This window comes from Micromonospora hortensis (assembly GCF_022230935.1).
Classification (GTDB): Bacteria; Actinomycetota; Actinomycetes; order Mycobacteriales; family Micromonosporaceae; genus Micromonospora; species Micromonospora hortensis.
Window position 1 is genome coordinate 1 of the sequence record NZ_JAKKFE010000024.1, and the last position, 19,009, is coordinate 19,009.

Annotated in this window: 19 protein-coding genes and 2 tRNA genes; 6 read left to right on the top strand and 15 right to left on the bottom strand. The window is 70.5% G+C overall.

From position 1 onward, the window contains the following. Positions 1 to 444 precede the first annotated feature (444 nt). Positions 445 to 669 carry a hypothetical protein gene (locus NIE111_RS17530; RefSeq protein ID WP_112584164.1) on the top strand — a complete coding sequence of 75 codons (225 nt, stop codon included), beginning with the start codon at positions 445 to 447 and terminating at the stop codon, positions 667 to 669. A 3-nt stretch (positions 670 to 672) separates the two neighbouring features. Here the strand turns inward: NIE111_RS17530 and NIE111_RS17535 are convergent, their stop codons facing one another. From NIE111_RS17535 to NIE111_RS17560, 6 genes are all read right to left on the bottom strand, one after another. Further along, complete coding sequence (locus tag NIE111_RS17535) at positions 673 to 1,470, bottom strand: carbon-nitrogen hydrolase family protein (protein ID WP_238685427.1); 798 nt, start codon at positions 1,468 to 1,470, stop codon at positions 673 to 675. Positions 1,471 to 1,609: 139 nt separating this feature from the next. Beyond that, positions 1,610 to 2,905, bottom strand: a complete 1,296-nt coding sequence (gene clpX / locus NIE111_RS17540; protein WP_112676080.1) for an ATP-dependent Clp protease ATP-binding subunit ClpX — start codon at positions 2,903 to 2,905, stop codon at positions 1,610 to 1,612. Positions 2,906 to 3,114: 209 nt separating this feature from the next. Next, positions 3,115 to 3,777: an ATP-dependent Clp protease proteolytic subunit gene (locus NIE111_RS17545; RefSeq protein ID WP_030333536.1), complete on the bottom strand. Its 663-nt coding sequence runs from the start codon at positions 3,775 to 3,777 to the stop codon at positions 3,115 to 3,117. Between the two features lie 10 nt (positions 3,778 to 3,787). Beyond that, complete coding sequence (locus NIE111_RS17550) at positions 3,788 to 4,429, bottom strand: ATP-dependent Clp protease proteolytic subunit (protein WP_007464111.1); 642 nt, start codon at positions 4,427 to 4,429, stop codon at positions 3,788 to 3,790. A 272-nt stretch (positions 4,430 to 4,701) separates the two neighbouring features. Beyond that, positions 4,702 to 6,048: a trigger factor gene (tig, locus tag NIE111_RS17555; RefSeq protein ID WP_145789660.1), complete on the bottom strand. Its 1,347-nt coding sequence runs from the start codon at positions 6,046 to 6,048 to the stop codon at positions 4,702 to 4,704. 139 nt (positions 6,049 to 6,187) lie between these two features. Further along, positions 6,188 to 6,261 (bottom strand) — tRNA-Pro (locus NIE111_RS17560). Between the two features lie 321 nt (positions 6,262 to 6,582). On the opposite strand from NIE111_RS17560, the gene NIE111_RS17565 reads away from it, so the two are divergent. After that, positions 6,583 to 6,656: transfer RNA gene (locus NIE111_RS17565), tRNA-Gly, on the top strand. 136 nt (positions 6,657 to 6,792) lie between these two features. Here NIE111_RS17565 and NIE111_RS17570 read toward each other — a convergent pair. Both NIE111_RS17570 and NIE111_RS17575 read right to left on the bottom strand, forming a co-directional pair. Next, positions 6,793 to 7,623, bottom strand: a complete 831-nt coding sequence (locus tag NIE111_RS17570; protein WP_238685428.1) for a hypothetical protein — start codon at positions 7,621 to 7,623, stop codon at positions 6,793 to 6,795. Beyond that, positions 7,620 to 8,129, bottom strand: a complete 510-nt coding sequence (locus NIE111_RS17575; protein WP_238685429.1) for a SigE family RNA polymerase sigma factor — start codon at positions 8,127 to 8,129, stop codon at positions 7,620 to 7,622. The genes NIE111_RS17570 and NIE111_RS17575 overlap by 4 nt, the downstream gene beginning before the upstream one ends. A gap of 179 nt (positions 8,130 to 8,308) precedes the next feature. Between NIE111_RS17575 and NIE111_RS17580 the strand changes: the two genes are divergently transcribed. Together NIE111_RS17580 and NIE111_RS17585 are read left to right on the top strand one after the other, a co-directional pair. Then, positions 8,309 to 10,447: a M14 family zinc carboxypeptidase gene (locus NIE111_RS17580; RefSeq protein ID WP_238685430.1), complete on the top strand. Its 2,139-nt coding sequence runs from the start codon at positions 8,309 to 8,311 to the stop codon at positions 10,445 to 10,447. A gap of 94 nt (positions 10,448 to 10,541) precedes the next feature. Beyond that, positions 10,542 to 10,808 carry a hypothetical protein gene (locus NIE111_RS17585; RefSeq protein ID WP_238685431.1) on the top strand — a complete coding sequence of 89 codons (267 nt, stop codon included), beginning with the start codon at positions 10,542 to 10,544 and terminating at the stop codon, positions 10,806 to 10,808. Positions 10,809 to 10,973: 165 nt separating this feature from the next. Here NIE111_RS17585 and NIE111_RS17590 read toward each other — a convergent pair whose 3' ends face one another. Further along, a complete protein-coding gene (locus tag NIE111_RS17590) occupies positions 10,974 to 11,519 on the bottom strand; it encodes a hypothetical protein (RefSeq protein WP_238685432.1) in 546 nt (181 codons plus the stop codon). 139 nt (positions 11,520 to 11,658) lie between these two features. On the opposite strand from NIE111_RS17590, the gene NIE111_RS17595 reads away from it, so the two are divergent. Next, positions 11,659 to 12,000 carry a hypothetical protein gene (locus tag NIE111_RS17595; protein ID WP_238685433.1) on the top strand — a complete coding sequence of 114 codons (342 nt, stop codon included), beginning with the start codon at positions 11,659 to 11,661 and terminating at the stop codon, positions 11,998 to 12,000. Between the two features lie 11 nt (positions 12,001 to 12,011). Here NIE111_RS17595 and NIE111_RS17600 read toward each other — a convergent pair whose 3' ends face one another. The 4 genes from NIE111_RS17600 to NIE111_RS17615 form a co-directional block, all read right to left on the bottom strand. Then, positions 12,012 to 12,479, bottom strand: a complete 468-nt coding sequence (locus NIE111_RS17600) for a ribose-5-phosphate isomerase (RefSeq protein ID WP_112584153.1) — start codon at positions 12,477 to 12,479, stop codon at positions 12,012 to 12,014. Between the two features lie 87 nt (positions 12,480 to 12,566). Continuing rightward, positions 12,567 to 13,766 carry a DUF1015 family protein gene (locus NIE111_RS17605; RefSeq protein ID WP_238685434.1) on the bottom strand — a complete coding sequence of 400 codons (1,200 nt, stop codon included), beginning with the start codon at positions 13,764 to 13,766 and terminating at the stop codon, positions 12,567 to 12,569. A gap of 89 nt (positions 13,767 to 13,855) precedes the next feature. Further along, positions 13,856 to 14,371 (bottom strand): hypothetical protein, encoded by a 516-nt coding sequence (locus NIE111_RS17610; RefSeq protein WP_238685435.1) that lies wholly within the window; start codon positions 14,369 to 14,371, stop codon positions 13,856 to 13,858. Between the two features lie 181 nt (positions 14,372 to 14,552). Beyond that, the gene (locus NIE111_RS17615) at positions 14,553 to 15,179 is read right to left on the bottom strand and encodes a mycothiol-dependent nitroreductase Rv2466c family protein (protein ID WP_210786053.1); all 627 of its coding nucleotides are present in this window, start codon (positions 15,177 to 15,179) and stop codon (positions 14,553 to 14,555) included. Positions 15,180 to 15,400: 221 nt separating this feature from the next. Here NIE111_RS17615 and pepN point away from each other — a divergent pair, with 221 nt between their 5' ends. Beyond that, positions 15,401 to 17,950, top strand: a complete 2,550-nt coding sequence (gene pepN / locus NIE111_RS17620) for an aminopeptidase N (RefSeq protein ID WP_238685436.1) — start codon at positions 15,401 to 15,403, stop codon at positions 17,948 to 17,950. A gap of 328 nt (positions 17,951 to 18,278) precedes the next feature. Here the strand turns inward: pepN and NIE111_RS17625 are convergent, their stop codons facing one another. Then, positions 18,279 to 18,686, bottom strand: coding sequence for a DUF5130 family protein (locus NIE111_RS17625; protein ID WP_238685437.1), 408 nt, complete (start codon positions 18,684 to 18,686; stop codon positions 18,279 to 18,281). Next, complete coding sequence (ctaJ, locus tag NIE111_RS17630) at positions 18,673 to 18,993, bottom strand: aa3-type cytochrome oxidase subunit CtaJ (RefSeq protein WP_433312043.1); 321 nt, start codon at positions 18,991 to 18,993, stop codon at positions 18,673 to 18,675. The genes NIE111_RS17625 and ctaJ overlap by 14 nt, the downstream gene beginning before the upstream one ends. Between the last annotated feature and the right edge of the window lie 16 nt (positions 18,994 to 19,009).

Consider the following 19,009-nt stretch of genomic DNA (forward strand, 5'->3'; position numbering starts at 1 on the left):
TGCTTCAACCCGATAACGCGGATAGTCTTGCTTGCTCGATTCCACGATGACGCACGTCGTTACCGACGTTCGTTTCTGTCGTGGGAAGCCGCAGACCGGCCGATCACCGCTTCGCGGCTCTCCGCCCGGCTCCTGCCGGCTCCGAAACTCTACCCGGTCGGTTCCGCGTTCGCAACCCCGTTTCCGGAGTGTTCCGCACCGCCCGATCCTCAGTCTCGCTCGGCGTTCCCGCCACGAGCCTGACGCCCGTTCTCAGCCGGTTTGTCCGGCCTCCCCCGTGCAGAGAGAAAGTTACGCGGACGGCCCGGAGAAGGCAAATCAGGGTTCATCACTGGTTCGGGTGAACAGCGCCGACCGGTCGCCGGCGCAGCCGAGGACGCGAGCGCGTCGACTCCCCGGCGCAGCCGAGGACGCGGGCCGCCTCGACGTGCCAGAGTGTCAGTCATGGATGAGTCCGGGCACGGTGCCAGGGTGTTCGCCGAGGAGGCGCTACTCGGCCTCATCGGGCCGTTCTGGCAGGTGGTGATCGGCGCGGTCGTGCTGGTCGTACTTGTGCTCTCGGTGGGACGACTGGCCCGACGGGGCAGGTCCCGGATGACCACGGCGCTGCTGGTCACCGCGGCGGCCATCGCCGGGTTCGCGGTCATCGGCGTCCTGCTGGAGGGCTGAGGTTCAGAGCCGGCGGTTGGCCAGGCTGGGCAGCTCGGCGCGGATCGTGTCGAGCCGCTCCAGGTCCAGGTCGACGACCGAGAGCCCCGGGCCGTCCGGCACCTGGCCGATGACCGTGCCCCACGGGTCGACCACCATGCTGCGCCCAAAGCACGTGCGGCCTGGCTCGTGGTCGCCGGTCTGACCCGCCGCCGCCACGAAACACTGGTTCTCGATGGCCCTGGCCCGCAGCAGGACCTCCCAGTGATCCCGGCCGGTGTGCATCATGAACGCCGCCGGAACCACAAACAGCTGAGCGCCGCCATCGGCGGCGAGCAGCCGGTACAGCTCCGGGAAGCGCAGGTCGTAGCAGATCGACAAGCCGACCCGCAGCCCCTCGACGTCGACCACCACCGGTTGGACCCCGGGCGCGACACTCGCCGACTCCCGGTAGGAGACCCGACCGGGGATCTCCACGTCGTACAAGTGGATCTTGCGATAGCTCGCGGCCAGGCTGCCGGAACGGTCGAAGACCAGCGAGGTGTTCCAGGTGTGGTCCGGGTCCGGGCCGGCCTCGTGGAACGAGCCGGCCACCAGCCAGATCCCGAGCCGCCGCGCGACGCTGGCGAAGAAGCTGCCCACCTCACCGTCGACCGGCTCCGGTTCGGGCAGCCCAGCGGCAGGACCCAGGTAGTCGACGTACTCCGGGAGGACGGCGAGATCCGCGCCGCCGGCGGCGGCGCGCTCCAGTAGGGCCTCCGCAGCCGCCAGATTGGCCTTACGGTCGTCCCGGGCGTTCAGCTGGCAGACGGCGACACGCATGAGCAAAGGGTACGGCTGGAGGGCTCTGACGGACAGCGTCACAGTCTGGCCGGCACGGGTGGTGGGTCACTGGCAAACGGCGCCGAACACGATCACGCCGGCCGCTCAGGATCGAACGACCGGCGTGACACGGGAAGGATCAGGCGGACTTCTCTTCGCGGTCGCGCCGAGCCCGGCGCCCGGTGAACTCACGCGGCACGATCGTCGGGTTGACGTTCTCCAGGACAACCTCGCGGGTGATCAGCACGCGGGCGGCGTCGGGGTTGCTCGGCACCTCGTACATCGCGGAGAGCAGGACCTCCTCGATGATGGCCCGCAGACCACGGGCACCGGTGCCCCGCAGCATCGCCTGATCGGCGATCGCCTCCAGCGCCGGCTCGTCGAACTCGAGCTCGACACCGTCCAGCTCGAACAGGCGCTGGTATTGCCGGACCAGGGCGTTGCGCGGCTCGGTGAGGATCCGAACGAGGGCGCTGCGGTCCAGGCTGCGAACGTTGGTGATCACCGGCAGCCGGCCGACGAACTCGGGGATCAGCCCGAACTTGAGCATGTCTTCCGGCATGACCTGGCTGAAGATGTCGTCGGTCGACCGGTCCGAGACCGACCGGAGTCGGGCGCCGAAGCCGGTGCCGCCCTGCCCGGTGCGGGACTCGATGATCTGGTCGAGGCCGGCGAACGCCCCACCACAGATGAACAACACGTTCGTGGTGTCGATCTGGATGAACTCCTGATGTGGGTGCTTACGGCCACCCTGCGGCGGCACGTTTGCCACAGTGCCCTCGAGCATCTTGAGCAGGGCCTGCTGCACACCCTCACCGGAGACGTCCCGGGTGATCGACGGGTTCTCCGACTTGCGGGCGATCTTGTCGACCTCGTCGATGTAGATGATGCCGGTCTCGGCGCGCTTGATGTCGTAGTCGGCGGCCTGGATCAGCTTGAGGAGGATGTTCTCGACGTCCTCGCCCACGTAGCCCGCCTCGGTCAGCGCTGTGGCGTCGGCGATGGCGAACGGGACGTTCAACATCCGGGCGAGGGTCTGCGCCAGGTGGGTCTTGCCGCACCCCGTCGGACCGAGCAGCAGGATGTTGGACTTGGCCAGCTCGACGGCGTCACTGCCGGAGCCCGGCGCGCCAGCCGCCTCGGCCTGAATCCGCTTGTAGTGGTTGTAGACCGCTACGGCGAGCGCCTTCTTTGCCTGATCCTGACCCACGACGTAGGTGTCGAGGAACTGGCAGATCTCCATCGGCTTGGGAAGCTCTTCCCACTTCACCTCGCCGGACTCGGCCAGCTCCTCTTCGATGATCTCGTTGCAGAGATCGATGCACTCGTCGCAGATGTAGACCCCTGGGCCCGCGATGAGCTTCTTGACCTGCTTCTGCGACTTGCCGCAGAAGGAGCATTTCAGTAGGTCGCCGCCGTCACCGATCCGTGCCACCTACGTTCTCCCTGCACTCATCGGCCGGAGACCCGGCCCTGACCTGCGGACGTTGCGCGCCGCCCGGCTTAGTTCGCGCCGCCGGCCCAACCGGCGAAGCGGTACGGACCCGACGTTACCCGCTGGCGGGGCATTCTCCGACCCCCAAAACGGGTGTGTCAGAGGTCGGCCGGGAACGGAGCCCCGGCCAACCTCTGACCCGGTACAGCTCAGCGGGCGGCGTTGGCCGCCAGCAGACCCTTCTTGCGGCTGGTCAGGATCGTGTCGACCAGCCCGTACTCCTTGGACTCCTCGGCCGTCATGATCTTGTCGCGGTCGATGTCCTTGCGAACCTGCTCGATCGGGCGGTTGCAGTGGCGGGACAGCATGTCCTCCAGCTGCGTACGCATCCGCAGGATCTCCCGGGCCTGGATCTCGATGTCCGAGCCCTGCCCGTAGCCGCCCTCGGTGGCCGGCTGGTGGATGATGATCCGCGAGTTCGGCAGGGCCATCCGCTTACCCGGAGTGCCCGCCGACAGCAGCACCGCCGCCGCGCTCGCCGCCTGCCCGAGGCAGACCGTCGAGATGTCCGGACGGACGTACTGCATGGTGTCGTAGATCGCCGTCATGGCGGTGAACGAACCGCCCGGCGAGTTGATGTACATGATGATGTCGCGGTCCGGGTCGGTGCCCTCGAGCGTCAGCAGCTGGGCCATCACGTCGTTGGCCGACGCGTCGTCCACCTGGACGCCGAGGAAGATGATCCGGTCCTCGAAGAGCTTGTTGTACGGGTTCGACTCCTTGACCCCGTACGACGTGCGCTCGACGAACGACGGCAGCACGTAGCGGTTGTGCACGGCCGCGAACTGGGGCGGCAGGCTCAGATCGGTCATCGTCAGCTCCTCAGCTCAGGGTCCCGGCGCCATCCGGAACCTGTGCGGCCCCGATGATCACCTTGTCGATGAAGCCGTAGTCCATGGCCTCCTGGGCGGTGAACCAACGGTCCCGGTCCGAGTCGGCCTCGATCTGCGACTGGCTCTGGCCGGTGTGGTGCGCGACCCGCTCCTGGAACATCCGCTTCGTGTAGAGCATCTGCTCCGCCTGGATGGCGATGTCGGACGCCGTGCCGCCCAGACCACCGGACGGCTGGTGCATCATGATCCGTGCGTGGGGCAGGGCGTACCGCTTGCCCTTGGTGCCCGCGCAGAGCAGCAGCTGACCCATCGAGGCAGCCATGCCCATCGCCACGGTCGACACGTCGTTGTCGATGAACTGCATGGTGTCGTAGATCGCCATGCCGGAGTAGACCGAGCCACCCGGCGAGTTGATCCACAGGTTGATGTCGCGGTCCGGGTCCTCCGCGGCGAGCAGCAGCAGCTGCGCGCAGATGCGGTTGGCGACCTGGTCGGTCACCTCACTGCCCAGGAAGATGATGCGTTCCTTGAGCAACCGGTTGTAGACCGAGTCGTCGAGGTTGCCAATGGAGTCGCCACCGCGCGCGTCAATCGCCCGGAGCGACTTCTTGGGGATGTGCATGTCGGTCATGGCAGCCCTTCGCTCTCCGTACCGTCTTTCCCGACACTAACCGCTGTGCGAGGCGGCAGAGTCCCGGTCGGGGCAGTGTTCGCTCTCAGCGCAGCTGTGTCGGGTACCCGCGGCGCGGGCTTCCGGGCGTACCCGGCAGTGCTTGCTGCCCGGGCGTACCCGGCAGTGCTTACCGCCCGGACGTACCCGGCAGTGCTTGCCGCCCGGGCGTACCCGGAAAGGAAACGGCCGCCGTCCGCCGCTCAGCGGCGGACGGCGGCCGCACCCGACGATCAGTGGTCGTGGTTGTGCTCCGCCTCGTTGGCGGCGCGGAGCGCGTCGAGGGTGATCCCGTTGCCGGCCGAGTCCTTGATCGTGATCTTCTCCATGACGGCCGCGAGCGCCTTGCCTCGCCGCACGTCGCCGAAGACCGCGGCGGCCGCGCCGGAGCGCACCAGCTGGTCGTAGTACTGCTGCGGGGCCATCCCGGCACGCTGCGCCCGGTGCACGATCTCGTGCCCGAACTCGTCGTCGGACACCTGCACGTCCTCCGCGTCGGCGAGCGTGTCCAGCAGGAGCTGGACCTTGACGCCCTCGGTCGCCGCCTCGGTCAGCTCGGCGTCGATCTGCTCCTCGGTCTTGTCCTCGGCAGCGAGGTACTCCTCCATCGAGGCGCCGATCCGCTCCAGCTGGTCGACCATCGCCTGCTTGCGGCTCTCGACCTCCTCGCGGACGACACCCTCCGGGGCCGGAATGTCGGCGGCCTCGACGAGCTGGGCCAGGGCCTTGTCCCGAGCGGCGTAGATCTGCTCGACCTGCTTGCCCTGGGTGACCCGGGACCGCAGGTCGCCGCGCAGCTCCTCGATCGTGTCGAACTCGCTCGCCATCTGGGCGAACTCGTCGTTCAGCTCCGGCAGCTCCTTCTCCTTGACCGTGCGCACGGTCACCGCCACGTCGGCGTCCCGACCGGCGAAGTCGCCGCCGACCAGCTGGGTGGTGAAGGTGGTGTCGTCACCGGCGGCGAGGCCGACCACTGCCTCGTCCAGGCCCGGCAGGAGCTGCTTGCTGCCCACCTCGTGGGAGATGTTGCTCGCCTGGCCGCCCGGCACGTCCTCGCCGTCGACGGTGGCGTTCAGGTCGATCTGGACGTAGTCGCCCTCGGCGGCGGCCCGCTCGACGGTCTTGAGGGTCGCGAAACGCTCCCGCAGGTTCTTCACCTGCTCGTCGATCTCGCTCTCGTCGATCTGCAGCTCGTCGACCGTCACCTCGATGGTGCTCGCGTCCGGGATGGTGATCTCCGGGCGGACGTCGACCTCGGCCGTGAAGTTCAGCGAGTCACCGTCGTTGAACTCGGTGATCTCGACCTCCGGGCGCCCCAGCGTCTTCAGGTCGTGCTCACGCACCGCGGCGAGGATGTTCTCCGGGATGGCCTCCTGGACCGCCTCGTTGAGGACGGTGCCCCGGCCCACCCGCTGGTCGATCACCGCGGTCGGCACCTTGCCCCGGCGGAAGCCCGGAACCTGGACCTGCGAACCGATCTCCCGGTACGCCTTCTTGAGGCTCGGCTCGAGCTCGACGAACGGCACCTCGATGGCGAGCCGCACGCGCGTCGGGCTCAGAGTCTCGACGGTGCTCTTCACAGGCGTACTCCTTGACGGATCTCAGTTGAGTCTGGGCGTGATTCAGCCCATCGAGTGTAGGCGAGCCGGCCTGACGCTCCGGCATCGCCCGGGGACCGCACTGGGCAGCACCCGGGGCGGCCCGGCCCGCGGACGACAGTCGGGGTGGCGGGATTTGAACCCACGGCCCCTCGCTCCCAAAGCGAGTGCGCTACCAAGCTGCGCCACACCCCGTGGCGACGTGCAGTCTATGCCGTCGCCACGCCTCAGTCGGTGCCGGGGCATCCCCCACCCGGGCACATCACCCGAAAATTACCATTCCGCCCCGCCCACGTGCCGCCAAGATCCGTACGGCGACGTCAAGATCCGCACAACGTCGCGGATGTAGTGGCCTCCTCGGACGGCGAGGCCCCTCCATCCCGGATGTTGTGCGGATCTTGGGTCGCCGTACCGCCGGGTCGCGAACGACGCCGCACCGCGGGGCGGTGACGCGGTTACGCGTCGGGCGTCGACATTGGGTACGCTGTGGGCGCGTCCTGTTTCGGCGGGAAGCACGCGGGCGTAGCTCAATGGTAGAGCTTCAGTCTTCCAAACTGACTACGCGAGTTCGATTCTCGTCGCCCGCTCCAACGCCCTCCGGCCCAGGTCGGAGGGCGCTTTGGCGTACAGGGCCGTCTCCAGTGTCGGCAACGGCGCACACGGCAGGGTCCAGGCGCACACACAGTGGCGGCACCTGGACCCACTCGGCGAGGCCGAGTCGCCGTGTCACTTCAGATGAAACCGTTCGTCGACGGCGAGAGCCGCCAACTGCGGCACGGAGAACGGCAGCTCCGACAACGCCGGCCGGCTCTCGTCCAGCCGTACGCCCTGCGCCACGAAGACCACCACGCCGTCCGGGTGCCGGTACGCCGACCACTGGTCGAGCCGATCGTCGCCGCTCGGTCGGACCACCACGCCGACCCGCACGGCTCCGACGGTCTCGACCTGGCACCCACCCCGCATGCCCCAGAATTTCTGGGCCAGGTCGCACGGCTCGGTCGGCAGCTGATTGCCGGCGGCGTGCACCTCGACGATCACGCGACCGGTGCCCTCGCCCTGCGCCACGGCCACCGAGGACGAGTAGCTCCACACGTCGACGCCGTCCACCTTGTCCTCGAACTGCGCCTGGTGGGTCCGCAGCGTCCGCTCCTCGGCGGACTGGCTCGACGGGTCCTCCGGCGTGGTGTAGCCGGAAGGTATGACCGAGACAGCCTCGCCGAGCAGGTGAGCCCCCTGCTCGTACCGGGACCCGGCCCGCGCGGTCCGGTCCTCCTGCGGTTGCCCGTCCGGCCCGGTCGGCCACGGCTCCTTGGTGTCCGGAGCAGCCAGTGGCCCCTGCCCCGCCGGTTGGTAGACGTGGCCGCCCGGGGTGGCGACGGCCGCGAAGCCGGTGACGGCCAGCACGACAGCAGCCGATCCGAGGGACGCCCACAGCGCGCGTCGCCGGAAGTGCGTCCGCCGTGCCGCGCCGAGCGCGGCCGTCGTACTCAATGGTGGTGGCGGGGTTGTCCCCGCCATCTCGCTGCGCAGCCCCTCGCGCAACTCCTGCTCGTTCATCGCTCCCCCATCTCGATCCCGCTGTAGGTGGGGGTCAGGAGGCCGCGCAGGGTGTCGAGCCCTCGTGCCGCCTGGCTCTTCACCGTCCCTGGAGAACACTCCAGCAGCGCCGCGACGTCATCGACCGACAGGTCCTCCCAGTACCGCAGAACCAGCACGGCCCGCTGACGCGGTGCCACCCGGGTCAGCGCCTGCAGCAGCACCAGTCGGCTCTCCGGCGAGTCGGGCGGGGCCACCTGTTCGGCGTCCTCCCCACCCACCCGTTCGCGCCGCCACCAGCCGCGGCGGCGCTCGTCGAGGAAGGTCCGGATCAGGATCCGGCGCACGTAGCTGTCGAGCACCTCGTGCCGGGAGATCCGGTTCCAGACCCGGTAGAGCTTGACGAACGTGGTCTGGACCAGGTCTTCGGCACGGTGCCAGTCGCCGCACAGCAGGTACGCGGTGCCGCGCATGGCACCGGACCGTGCCGCGAAGTACTCGGCGAACGCCTCGTCGCGATCGCTCATTCAGGCCTCCGATCCCCGTTTCGAGTTAGTCACGCGGGGTCTGCCCCAGGGGGTTGCTCCGGATCTCGCGGACCTGTCACGGGATCAACGCCGGGAAGGCGCGGAGGACGCCTTGACAGGTGTCGATCCGTGCACTGGTGTAAGGACCAAGCACATCGACGTCCGTCACAGGAGGGCACATGATCGTCCGACGACGGTGGACAGCTGCCGCCACCACAGTGATCCTGTTCAGCGCAGTGTTGGCCCATCCGGCTTCCGGAGCGGCCGCACCCGCCGACCCGGCCGCCCCGATCGCTCTGAGCGCCACCGAAACCGCAGTGGTCCGAGTCCAGCTGCGCGATCAGGCCCAGTTGGACCGGCTCGTCGCCACCGGCGCGGACCTGGCCAACCGGCCCCGGGCACGGGACGGCCGGATCACCGCCGACCTGGTGCTCAGCGGCGCGCAGCTCGGCGACCTGACCGCGCAGGGCGCGACGGCCGTGCAGATCGTGCAGCGCGCCGGGGACGGCAACCGGCACTACGCCGACAGCGTCCGGGCGGCGCGGGCCCGCACCGCCGCCGGCCTGCGCGCGCCGGCCGCGGGCCAGCGGTCCGCCGCCGCCGTGGACACCCTCCAGGTGCAGCAGGCGTACTGGTGGACCACTACCGGACAAACCTTCCTGCAGGCCCAGGTGGCCACCACCGCCACCGACGACCCGGACGTGGAGATCACCGTCAGTTGGCGCACTGCGGACGGCGCCACCGGCTCGTTCCCGCTGTACCGGTTCGAGGACTCCGGTGAGTACCAGTACCACTACGCGCTCCCCCAGCCCGTGCCGAGCCGACCGGTTCAGCTGACCGCCACCTCCAGCCTCGGCGGGGTCAGTCGGGCGATCACCCCGACGCTCTGGCCGAACGCCTCCCCGCCGCCGCTGCCGGCCGGCTACCAGAAGGACTTCATCGACGCGTACCTGACGCCGGTGGACATCCAGGCGCGGATCAAGCGACTGGCCCGCCAGTACCGGGACCTGGTGGACGTGATCGACCTGCCGAACAAGACCCAGGGGTACCGGCGCAACGCCGTCGGCTATCTGGGCGACCCGGCGGTGGCCGCCCTGGTGGTCGAGTCGGTTCGCTTCGGCGACCAGAACATGAACGGCGTACAGGTGCGGACTGTCGACCCGGGCCGGGCGAACCGGCCACTGACCGTCGGCTACCGCGACCGCGTCCTCACCGTGTCACTGGCCACCGACACCGCGGGCAAGACGGTGAGCACCACCGACGAGGTCGCGGCGGCGATCAACGCCCGTCAACCGGACCGGTTCCGGGCCACCGTCGAGGACGGCTCGGCCGGGCTGCCGATGCCCGTCGCCGGCCCCACCCGACTCGACGACGGCCTCCAGGGCACCGAGGTGCCGGCGCGGCCGTGGACGGTGCAGGCGCTGCGCCTCGGCGTACACCGGGACGGCTCCCGGGTCGGAGTGCTCGCGTACTCCCAGGAACACGCCCGGGAGTGGGCCACCCCGCTGGTGACGCTGGAGTTCGCCGAGCGGATGCTGGCCAACGCCCAGACCGACTCGGCCACCCGTGAGCTGCTGGAGCAGGTCGACATCTTCGTCATCCCGATGGTCAACCCGGATGGCGCGAACTACTCGTTCAACGACTTCAACTTCCAGCGCAAGAACCTCGTCAACCACTGCACCGGGGCGGCCCGCGACCCGAAGAACCGCACCTCGTGGGGCGTCGACATCAACCGCAACTACACAGTCGGGTCGTACTTCGACGGCTACGTGGGGGCCAGCGCCAACTGCCTGTCCGGCACCTACGCGGGCACCGCCGAGCTGTCCGAGGCGGAGAGCGGCAACGTGATCGCGCTCGCACAGGACCACCCGAACATCAAGTTCGCGATGAACGTGCACTCCTACGGCGGGTACTTCATGTGGCCGCCGGGGGCGTACCGGGCCGACGGCAGGGTGACCCTGCCGCGACCGTCGATCGACGAGTCGACGCTGTTCCTCGACAGCGCCCGACGGATCGTCGGCGCCATCGCCCAGGAGCGCGGCACCGTCACCTGGCCGTCGCAGACCGGACCGGTAGCCGACGTGCTCTACTCGGCCGCCGGCAACTCGGCCGACCAGCTCTACTACGAGCTGGGCATCTTCGCCTGGGACTTCGAGGTCGGCAACGACCGGTGGAACCCGGCGACCAACGAGTGGGAGGGCGTCGGCTTCCAGCCACCGTTCGACGAGGCGCACGGCGAATCCCAGGAGTACGCCGGCGGGCTGGTGGAAATGGTCCGGGTGGCCCGCGACTACGCCGCCGCCGAATCCGCCGGCTGATCCCTCGGTGGTGCCGCGTCCCCTCGTCGGGGCGCGGTACCCCCGGCCGGATGTCACCCGTTTCCGCCGGATGCCTGGTGGGTAGGGCCCGTGCATGGACACGAACACCACTGCCCACCTGGTGGGCGGCCCTCGAGACGGCAGCACCCACGAGACCGGCAACGAGGCACTCGTCGAGGTGGAGATCGACGGCCTGATGCACCGCTACATCAAGACCACCAAGCGGCACGACGATGGTCGACCGCTCTACAACTACGACGGGGCGGTCGCCCCGGACGGCGGCGAGCCCGGCGTCGAGGATCCGGCCGCCCGGGTCGCGTCGCCCCGGGCCGACGCCGAGGGGCACGGCGGCACCCACTGACCGCCGCTCCACCGGAATCACCCAGGCCCACGAAGGAGGAATCGGTCGGAGCGGCCGGCTGCGGATGAACCGCGGCCGGCCGGGTAAGCAACGACCTTGCCTGGTGGGGAGACGACCGGGTGCACGGGTGGGCGGTCCTGGACCAACCCGCCCGTGCACGCCCGGTCAGTTCGAGGAAATCCAGTTCCAGGCCGAGACGACCCACTCGGTCTGCTGGAGCCACGCCACGCCGAGGCCGACGAGGAACACCGCCGTCGCCAGGTGGGCACCGCGGGCGCTGCGCCGGACCCGGCCGAGCTGCCGCTCCAGCACCACCCGGCCAACCAGCCGGAACAGGGCGAACAGGCCGAGCGCCACCAGCAGGCTGAGCACCAGCACCAGCAGCGGGCCGCTCAGGTTCCCCTGGCCGGACAGCGCCCAGATCCCCCAACACACGAACGCGAAGAGGCCCGCCGCCGCGCTCCATTCGCCACCGAGCCGAAGCTGTGCCATCCGCGAGCTGAGCGAGCGGCGGGGCACCGGTTCGCCGGGCCAACCGGTGCCGGTCGGCTCCTGCTCGACCACCGGGAACGGCTCCGTCCGCGGGGTGCGACGCTCACCCACCGGAGCGACCCCCCGGCGGAACCCGTCACGCTGCGGCGGCACCCCGACGCCGGCCTGCGGTGGCACCTCCACGGTCCGCTCCGCCCACGGCTGCGTCTGGTCTGCCATCTCGTCCTCCCCCTGACCGACGGCAACAGCACCGCCTGGATTCGAGGGTAGCCAGCCGGCAAATCGGTCGCCGACCCCGGCCGGGACGCGTGGCCCCGCGACGGTGCCGGATCGAACCCGGCCAGGGTACGGTCGGCTGATGGGTGACCCCGACCGACGACGGCGACGGCTGCGCCACCACGGCGACACCGAGACGGCCAGACCGGGTGCGGACGGCCCGACGGTCAGCACGCCGGGCGTGCACGACGGTGACGAGCCGCCGCCGCGACGCAGGAACACGGGCGGCGACGAGCGCGACGGCGAGCGAGGGCTGCGCGGGTTGGTCGGTTCCGGCTCGTCCCAGGTGGGGCTGAGCGCCGCACTACGGGCCCGGGACGCGGCCCGCCCCACCGACGACGACCTGGCCCAGGCCGAAGCCCGGGTGGTGGTCGTCCGGCGAAACTGGGTGCCCCGCGAGGAGCTGCCCCGCTCGCCGCGCTGAGCGCCGCACCGTCAGGGCAGGTCGGGCAGCTTCCGGGTCCGCTCGTACTCGGCCACCTGGGCGATCCGACGAGCGTGCCGCTCGTTGCCGGAGAACGGCGTGTTCAGGAACGCCTCGACGATGCCGGTCGCCTCGTCCAGCGTGTGCTGGCGGGCACCGATGGCGACCACGTTCGCGTCGTTGTGCTGGCGGGCCAACTGAGCGGTCTCGACGCTCCAGGCCAGCGCGGCGCGAACGCCGGCGACCTTGTTCGCGGCGATCTGCTCACCGTTGCCGGAACCACCGATGACCACCCCGAGGCCAGTCTCGTCGGCCACCACCTGGTCGCCCGTGTGCAGGCAGAACGTGGGGTAGTCGTCGTCCGGGTCGTAGCTGTGCGGGCCGACGTCGACCACGTCGTAGCCTTGCATGGCCAGGTGGTTGGCCAGGTGCACCTTCAACTCGAAACCGGCGTGATCGGATCCCAGGTAGACGCGCATACCGGGCAGTCTGTCAGGCCGCGCTCGGGGACGTCACAGGGGCGGCGTCCCCGAGCCGGGTTCGTCACACGGTCGTGGGGATGACGCTCACCGCGGCAGCTCGGCGACGACCAGACCGCCGCGCGCCTTCGGGGTGAACCAGGTGCTCTTGCGGGGCATCTTCTCCCTGGCCAGGTTGACGGCGACGAAATCCGCCACGGTCACCGGAGCGATCAGGATGGCCAACTCGGCCCGCCCGGCGTCGACCTCGCCGGTGAGCCAGCTCGCCGGGTAGTCACCGCCGACGTAGGTGATTCGCTTGTCGCCCGGGTCCAGACCGAGCGCGTCGCGCAGCACCAGCCGCTCGACCAGGGCGTGGTCCAGGTTTTCCAGGCGGGCGGAGGCGGTGGCGGGCAGGCGCACCGCGTACCCCTGGCCGTCGAGGCGGAGGTGCACGGAGCCGCCGGCCGCCGGGACCTCGACCGGGCCGTCGATCGGCTCGACCTCGGCGCCCGCGGCCCGCAGCCGGTCGAGCAGCTCGGCCGGGGTGGTGGTCAGCTCGCTGACCAACCGGTTGTACGGCTGGATGGCCACCGACGCGGGGGTGGTGACCACGGCCAGGAAGCGCGGCAGCCCTCCGGTCTGGGCGGCCAGGCTGCGGTGGTTGCCGTCCGCGACGACCAGGTCCCCGCCGCCGGCGAGAGCGGTCAGCGTGGCCTGCTCCGGGCCGGGGCCGAGCAGCCAGATGGCGTGCGTGCGCCCCGCCTGGTCGGTATCGGTCGCGGCGGGCGCGCCGGCCATGTCGGTCGCCGCAGCGAGCGCGGCGTGAAGGTCGTCGCCACGCCCGGTCTGGAGCAGGAGTACGGGTGAGAGCAGGTGGCCCAGCGCGTCGGCCAGCGCCACCCGCTCGCGCACCTTGGCGATGAAGACGTCCTCGTTGCGGATGACCAGGCCCGGCTCGTCTGCCCGGGTGGAGATCTGGTCGGTGTCCACCATCGCGAACAGCCCGTACGCCGGCTCCTCGCCGGGCGCGCTGATCCGGTAGAGCACCACCACCTGCTCGGCGGGGGTGTAACTGCCGTCGGCCTTGGCCTCGGCGAAGCGGGCCACCGCGTCCGGCAGCGCGTCGAGGAACGACTTGCCCAGGCTCTGCGGGGCGCGGTGCGGCATCTCGATGCCGAGAGCACTGTGCGGGTTCGACTCGATGATCGCGGTGATCTCCGCGTCGTCGGCGAACTCGTCGTAGTTTTGCGCGCCGGTGCCGCCAGTGGTGACCCAGGCCCGGGTGATCGGATGCACGACCGTCATGCCCACTGACGCTACCGGCGACGGTGTCGCCGCCGACGGGGACCCGCGGGGCGTCCACCAGATGAAAGCGCCCGGTGAGGCCCTGTCGGTCAGCCGGCGCGGTCGGAGGTGCCCCGGCGGTGCTTGCCCGCGCTCACCGGCCCACCGTTGCCACGCCGACCGGTCCCGATCGGCCCGGTGTTCAGGGCGCGGCGAGGCGACGCGGGCGGCCCCGGCACGGGACGGTCGGGAGGAGGCGTGGGAACGGGCCGCGGGCTCAACGGCGGCGTCGGCACCGGGCGCGGAGGAGCCGGCGCCGGCGGCGGCGGAGCCGGTTCGGCCGGTGCCGCCAACGACGGCACCAGCGCCGGCGCGTTGGCCGGCACCGCGTCGACGGACGACGGCAGTGGGTCGACCGCCCTGGGCGGGGTGAGCCGGGAGGTCACCGGGACCCGGGCCACGCCCACCACGATGGGCGGCGCGAGTAGATCCACCAGGTGGGCGGGCAGGTCCGGGCGGACCGTCGGCCAGCGGGAGTCGTCAACGGACCAGTAGTCCGCGCCGGGAGTCTCGATCACCCCCTGCCGGGTCAACTGATCGTCACCGGACGCACGGTGCTTGGCCATCGGGATTTGCCTCCACGAACTGCGGCGTGCGGCCCTGCGGGCCGCTGCGGCGGACACCGAGGGAAACGACGCCGCCCGCCTCCCGGTGACGCCACTACCCTCCGCCGACCTCGGCACCCGACGAGAAACGCCCCCGTCCGCGCCACTGACGACGCACGGACGGGGGCGCGACGGTCGTCGCTCAGTCGAAGATCGGGCTCTGCTCGCGGGTGCGCTTGAGCTCGTAGAAGCCCGGAGTGCCGGCGACCAGCAGCACGCCGTCCCAGAGCCGGCCGGCGGCCTCCCCCTTCGGAGCCGGAGTGATCACCGGGCCGAAGAACGCGACAGGGGTGCCGTCCGGGCCGGGCGCGTGCACGACCGGAGTGCCCACGTCCTGCCCCACCGGGCGCATGCCCGCCTCGTGGCTGGCCCGCAGTGCCTCGTCGTAGTCCGTGCTGTCGGCGGCCGCGGCCAGTGCCGGGTCGAGGCCGGCCTCGGTGAGCGCGGCCACGTACAGCTCCGGACCCCGCTCCTGCTTCTGCAGGTGGATCCGGGTGCCGAGCGCGGTGTAGAGCGGGCGCAGCACGTCATTGCCGTGCAGCTGCTCGGCGGCGATGCAGACCCGCACCGGGCCCCACGCGGTCTTCAGGAACTCCTTGTAGTCCTCGGGCAGCTCGTCCCGACCGTCGTTGAGCACGGCCAGGCTCATCACGTGGAAGCGGATGTCCACATCCCGGATCTGCTCGACCTCGAGCAGCCAGCGGGAGGTGATCCACGCCCACGGGCAGGCCGGGTCGAACCACATGTCGGCGGTGACACGTTCGGTCACAGTGAGATCCCTTCACGACGGGTGGCGCCGACAGGTCGGCGTCTCAGGAGAATCTTCACCCCGCAGCGCATCGACCGGCACACGAATGAGAGCGTGACCTCGGCCACCGCGGGCTGCCCGTACATGGAAGACTCGAATCGGGCCAGCCGTCACGAGCGGTAGGCGAACGGGCGCCGCCGGGCGTACGGCGACATGTGGGATGGAGACGAACAGTGCCGGGAGTGCGCAACCTGACGCAGGTCGAGGCGACCGAGCGGGCACGCCTGCTCAACGTGACGGGGTATGACATCAGTCTGGACCTGTCCAGTGCCGTACTGGCGGCCGACGGCCGCACGTTCAGGTCGACGACCGAGGTCCGGTTCCGCTGCTCCGAACCGGGCGCGAGCACCTTCATCGAGCTGGCCGCCGACTCGGTGCGGTCCGCGACGCTGAACGGCACGCCCGTCGACCTCTCCGACTGGTCCGCCGAGAAGGGCCTGGCCCTGTCCGGGTTGGACAGCGACAACGTCCTGGTGGTCGATGCCGACTTCGGTTACTCCAACAGCGGTCAGGGTCTGCACCGGACGGTCGACCCGGTGGACGGCGAGACGTACCTCTACAGCCAGTTCGAGACGGCCGACGCGCAGCGGGTGTTCGCCTGCTTCGACCAGCCCGACCTGAAGAGCGTCTACACCTGGCACGTCACAGTGCCGGCGCACTGGCGGGCGGTCTCCAACATGCCCGTGCAGCGGGAGGAGCCGGCGGGTGAGGCGCTCAAGACGCTGCACTTCACCGAGTCGCCCCGGATGAGCACCTACATCACGGCGATGTGCGCCGGGCCGTACCACGAGGTGCGCGACGCGCACGACGGCATCGACCTGGGGGTGTTCTGCCGGGCGTCGATGGCACAGTACCTGGACTCCGACGACCTGTTCCTGATCACCAAGCAGGGCTTCGACTTCTTCCACGAGAAGTTCGACGTGCGCTACCCGCTGCCGAAGTACGACCAGCTCTGGGTGCCCGACTTCAACGCCGGCGCGATGGAGAACTTCGGCTGCGTGACGCACGCCGAGTCGCACTACCTGTTCCGCTCGCAGGTCACCGACTTCGAGTACGAGCAGCGGGCCAACACGATCCTGCACGAACTGGCCCACATGTGGTTCGGTGACCTGGTCACCATGCGCTGGTGGAACGACCTGTGGCTGAACGAGTCGTTCGCCGAGTGGGCCAGCCACTGGTGCAACACCAACGCGACCCGGTTCGCAGAGGCGTGGACGACCTTCCTGTCCATCCGGAAGAACTGGGGCTACCGGCAGGACCAGCTCTCCTCCACCCACCCGGTCTACACCGAGATGCCGGACATGGAGGCCGTGGAGGTCAACTTCGACGGCATCACCTACGCCAAGGGCGCGAGCGTGCTCAAGCAGCTCGTCGCGTACGTGGGTGAGGAGCCGTTCGTGGCCGGGCTGCGGGCCTACTTCGGCAAGCACGCCTGGGGCAACGCCACCTTCGACGACCTGCTCACCGAGCTGGAGGCCGCATCCGGGCGGGAGCTGCGCAAGTTCGCCGCGCAGTGGTTGGAGACCGCGCAGGTCAACACGCTGCGTCCGGAGGTGACCATCGGGGCCGACGGCACGTACGAGCAGGTGCTGGTGCGGCAGGAGGCCCCGGCGGCGTACCCGACGCTGCGGACCCACCGCATCGGCGTGGGCCTGTACGACCTGACCGACGGGCGGCTGGTCCGTCGGGAACGGTACGAGGTGGACGTGACCGGCGAGCACACGGATCTGGCCCCGCTGCGCGGCGTCCGGGCGGCCGACGTGTTGCTGCTCAACGACGACGACCTCAGCTACACCAAGCTGCGCCTCGACGAGCGCTCGATGGCGACAGTGGTGCAGCACATCGGTGGCTTCGACTCGTCGCTGGCCCGCGCGCTCTGCTGGACCGCCGCCTGGGACATGATCCGCGACGCCGAGTTGTCCGCCCGCGACTACGTGGCGCTGACGCTGAGCGGGCTGCCCGCGGAGACCGACATCAACCTGGTCACCGCCACCCTGCGGCAGGCGACCACGGCGCTCACCCTGTACGCCGACCCGGCCTGGGCGCCGACCGGCTGGGCCGACCTGGCCCGTACCGCCCGCGACGCACTCGCCGCCGCCGAGCCCGGCAGCGGGTTCCAGTTGGCCTGGGCCCGTGCGTTCACGTCGGCGGTCCGCTCCGAGGAAGACCTGGCCACGCTGCGCGGTTGGCTGGACGGCACCGGGATGCCGGCCGGGCTGACAGTCGACACCGAGCTGCGCTGGTCGGTCCTCGCCGCGCTGGTGGCCAACGGCGCCGCCGGCACCGCCGAGATCGAGGCGGAGCTGAGCAGCGACCGCACGGCCAGCGGCGAGCGGGAAGCCGCGTACGCGCACGCGCTGATGCCGACGGCCGAGAACAAGGCCGCCGTGTGGGCCCTGCTCACCGGCCCGGACGCACTGCCCAACTGGCGGCACCGGGCGCTGTTGCAGGGCTTCGCCCACCCGGCGCAGGTGGAGCTGGTCGCCCCGTACCGGGCGCGGTACTTCGCGGCGGTCGGGCAGGTGTGGGCCACCCGGGACAGCGAGCCGGCGCAGGAGTTCGCCCAGCTGGCGTACCCGACCTACCTGGTGGAGGACGACACGGTCGCGGCTACCGACGCGTGGCTGGCCGGCGACGGGCACCCCGCCCCGCTGCGTCGACTGGTGGCCGAGGGCCGCGACGGCGTGGTGCGGGCGCTGAAGGCCCGCGCGAAGGACGCCCAGAGCGCCTGAGCAGCTTGTCCGGGGCCGGCGTGGGTGTGAGCCCGCGCCGGCCCCGGGCGTTATCGTCACGCGATTCGCCAGGCGGCGCCCACCGGTTGGCGCGTGATCCGGGAAATTGGGGTGCAGGGTCCCCGACGGTAATCTCATCCCCGATCTGACGGTGTTGCGACCAGGCGCACCCCCGCGGGCTGGGCACCATTGGTCCGGACGACGCCGTGACAGTGGACGAGCCGTGGACGATGAGGTTGGACCCGAGCGCCTGGCCGCACTGAGACAGCCCCAGACAGATCAAAGCCCGGCCCGCTCGCAGCGGGCCGGGCTTTGTCGTGTGTGTGGGTCAGCCCTTGCCGGCGTGGCTGGCGAGCTGGTCGAGGCCGTTGATGATGCCGCCGGCCAGGTCACCGCCGCTGAACGCGCCGACCATGGAGAGCGCGGCCAGCTTGGCGTACGTGTCGGGGATGCGCTTGCGGGCGTACCGCCCAGTGATGATCTCCAGCTGACGCTGGTTGGGTGACACAGCGATCAGCACCGACTTGTCGGGCTCGGCGAGCTGACGGTGCAGCCGCTGGGCGTGCTCGCGGATCGGCTCGTCGAGACCACCGACGAAGACCGAGAAGACCAGGCCGGTGCCCCTGTCGGCCAGGCGCAGGGCCTCGTCGATGCGCAGCAGCTGGCGGGTCGAGAACGGCCCGTCGAGCACCTCGGGCGGATTTTCCGACCCCGTCTGCTTCTCACCAACGGTCACTTGCGCCTCCGGTTCCACCGGCCGGCGCCTCGACGCTGGCCTGCTCAAGCTTGTGGCTGGTCAGCGCGGGCGCCTGCGCCCCCGCCGTCAGCGCGGTGCCGGCCGAGTCGGCCAGCTGCTCCGGTCGGCCCAGGAACCAGACCGGAGTGAAGTCGAAGGGCCGGCCCGGACGGTAGCGCTTGGCGCCACCGCCACCGCCGGTGGCACCCCCGCGGCTACCGGCGTACGACAGGCCGGCGATGACCAGCACAGCGGCCAACGGGATGCCGACGAAGACCAGCAACGTCTCGGTAACAGACAATCCCAACGCCCCCAGGCGGAAG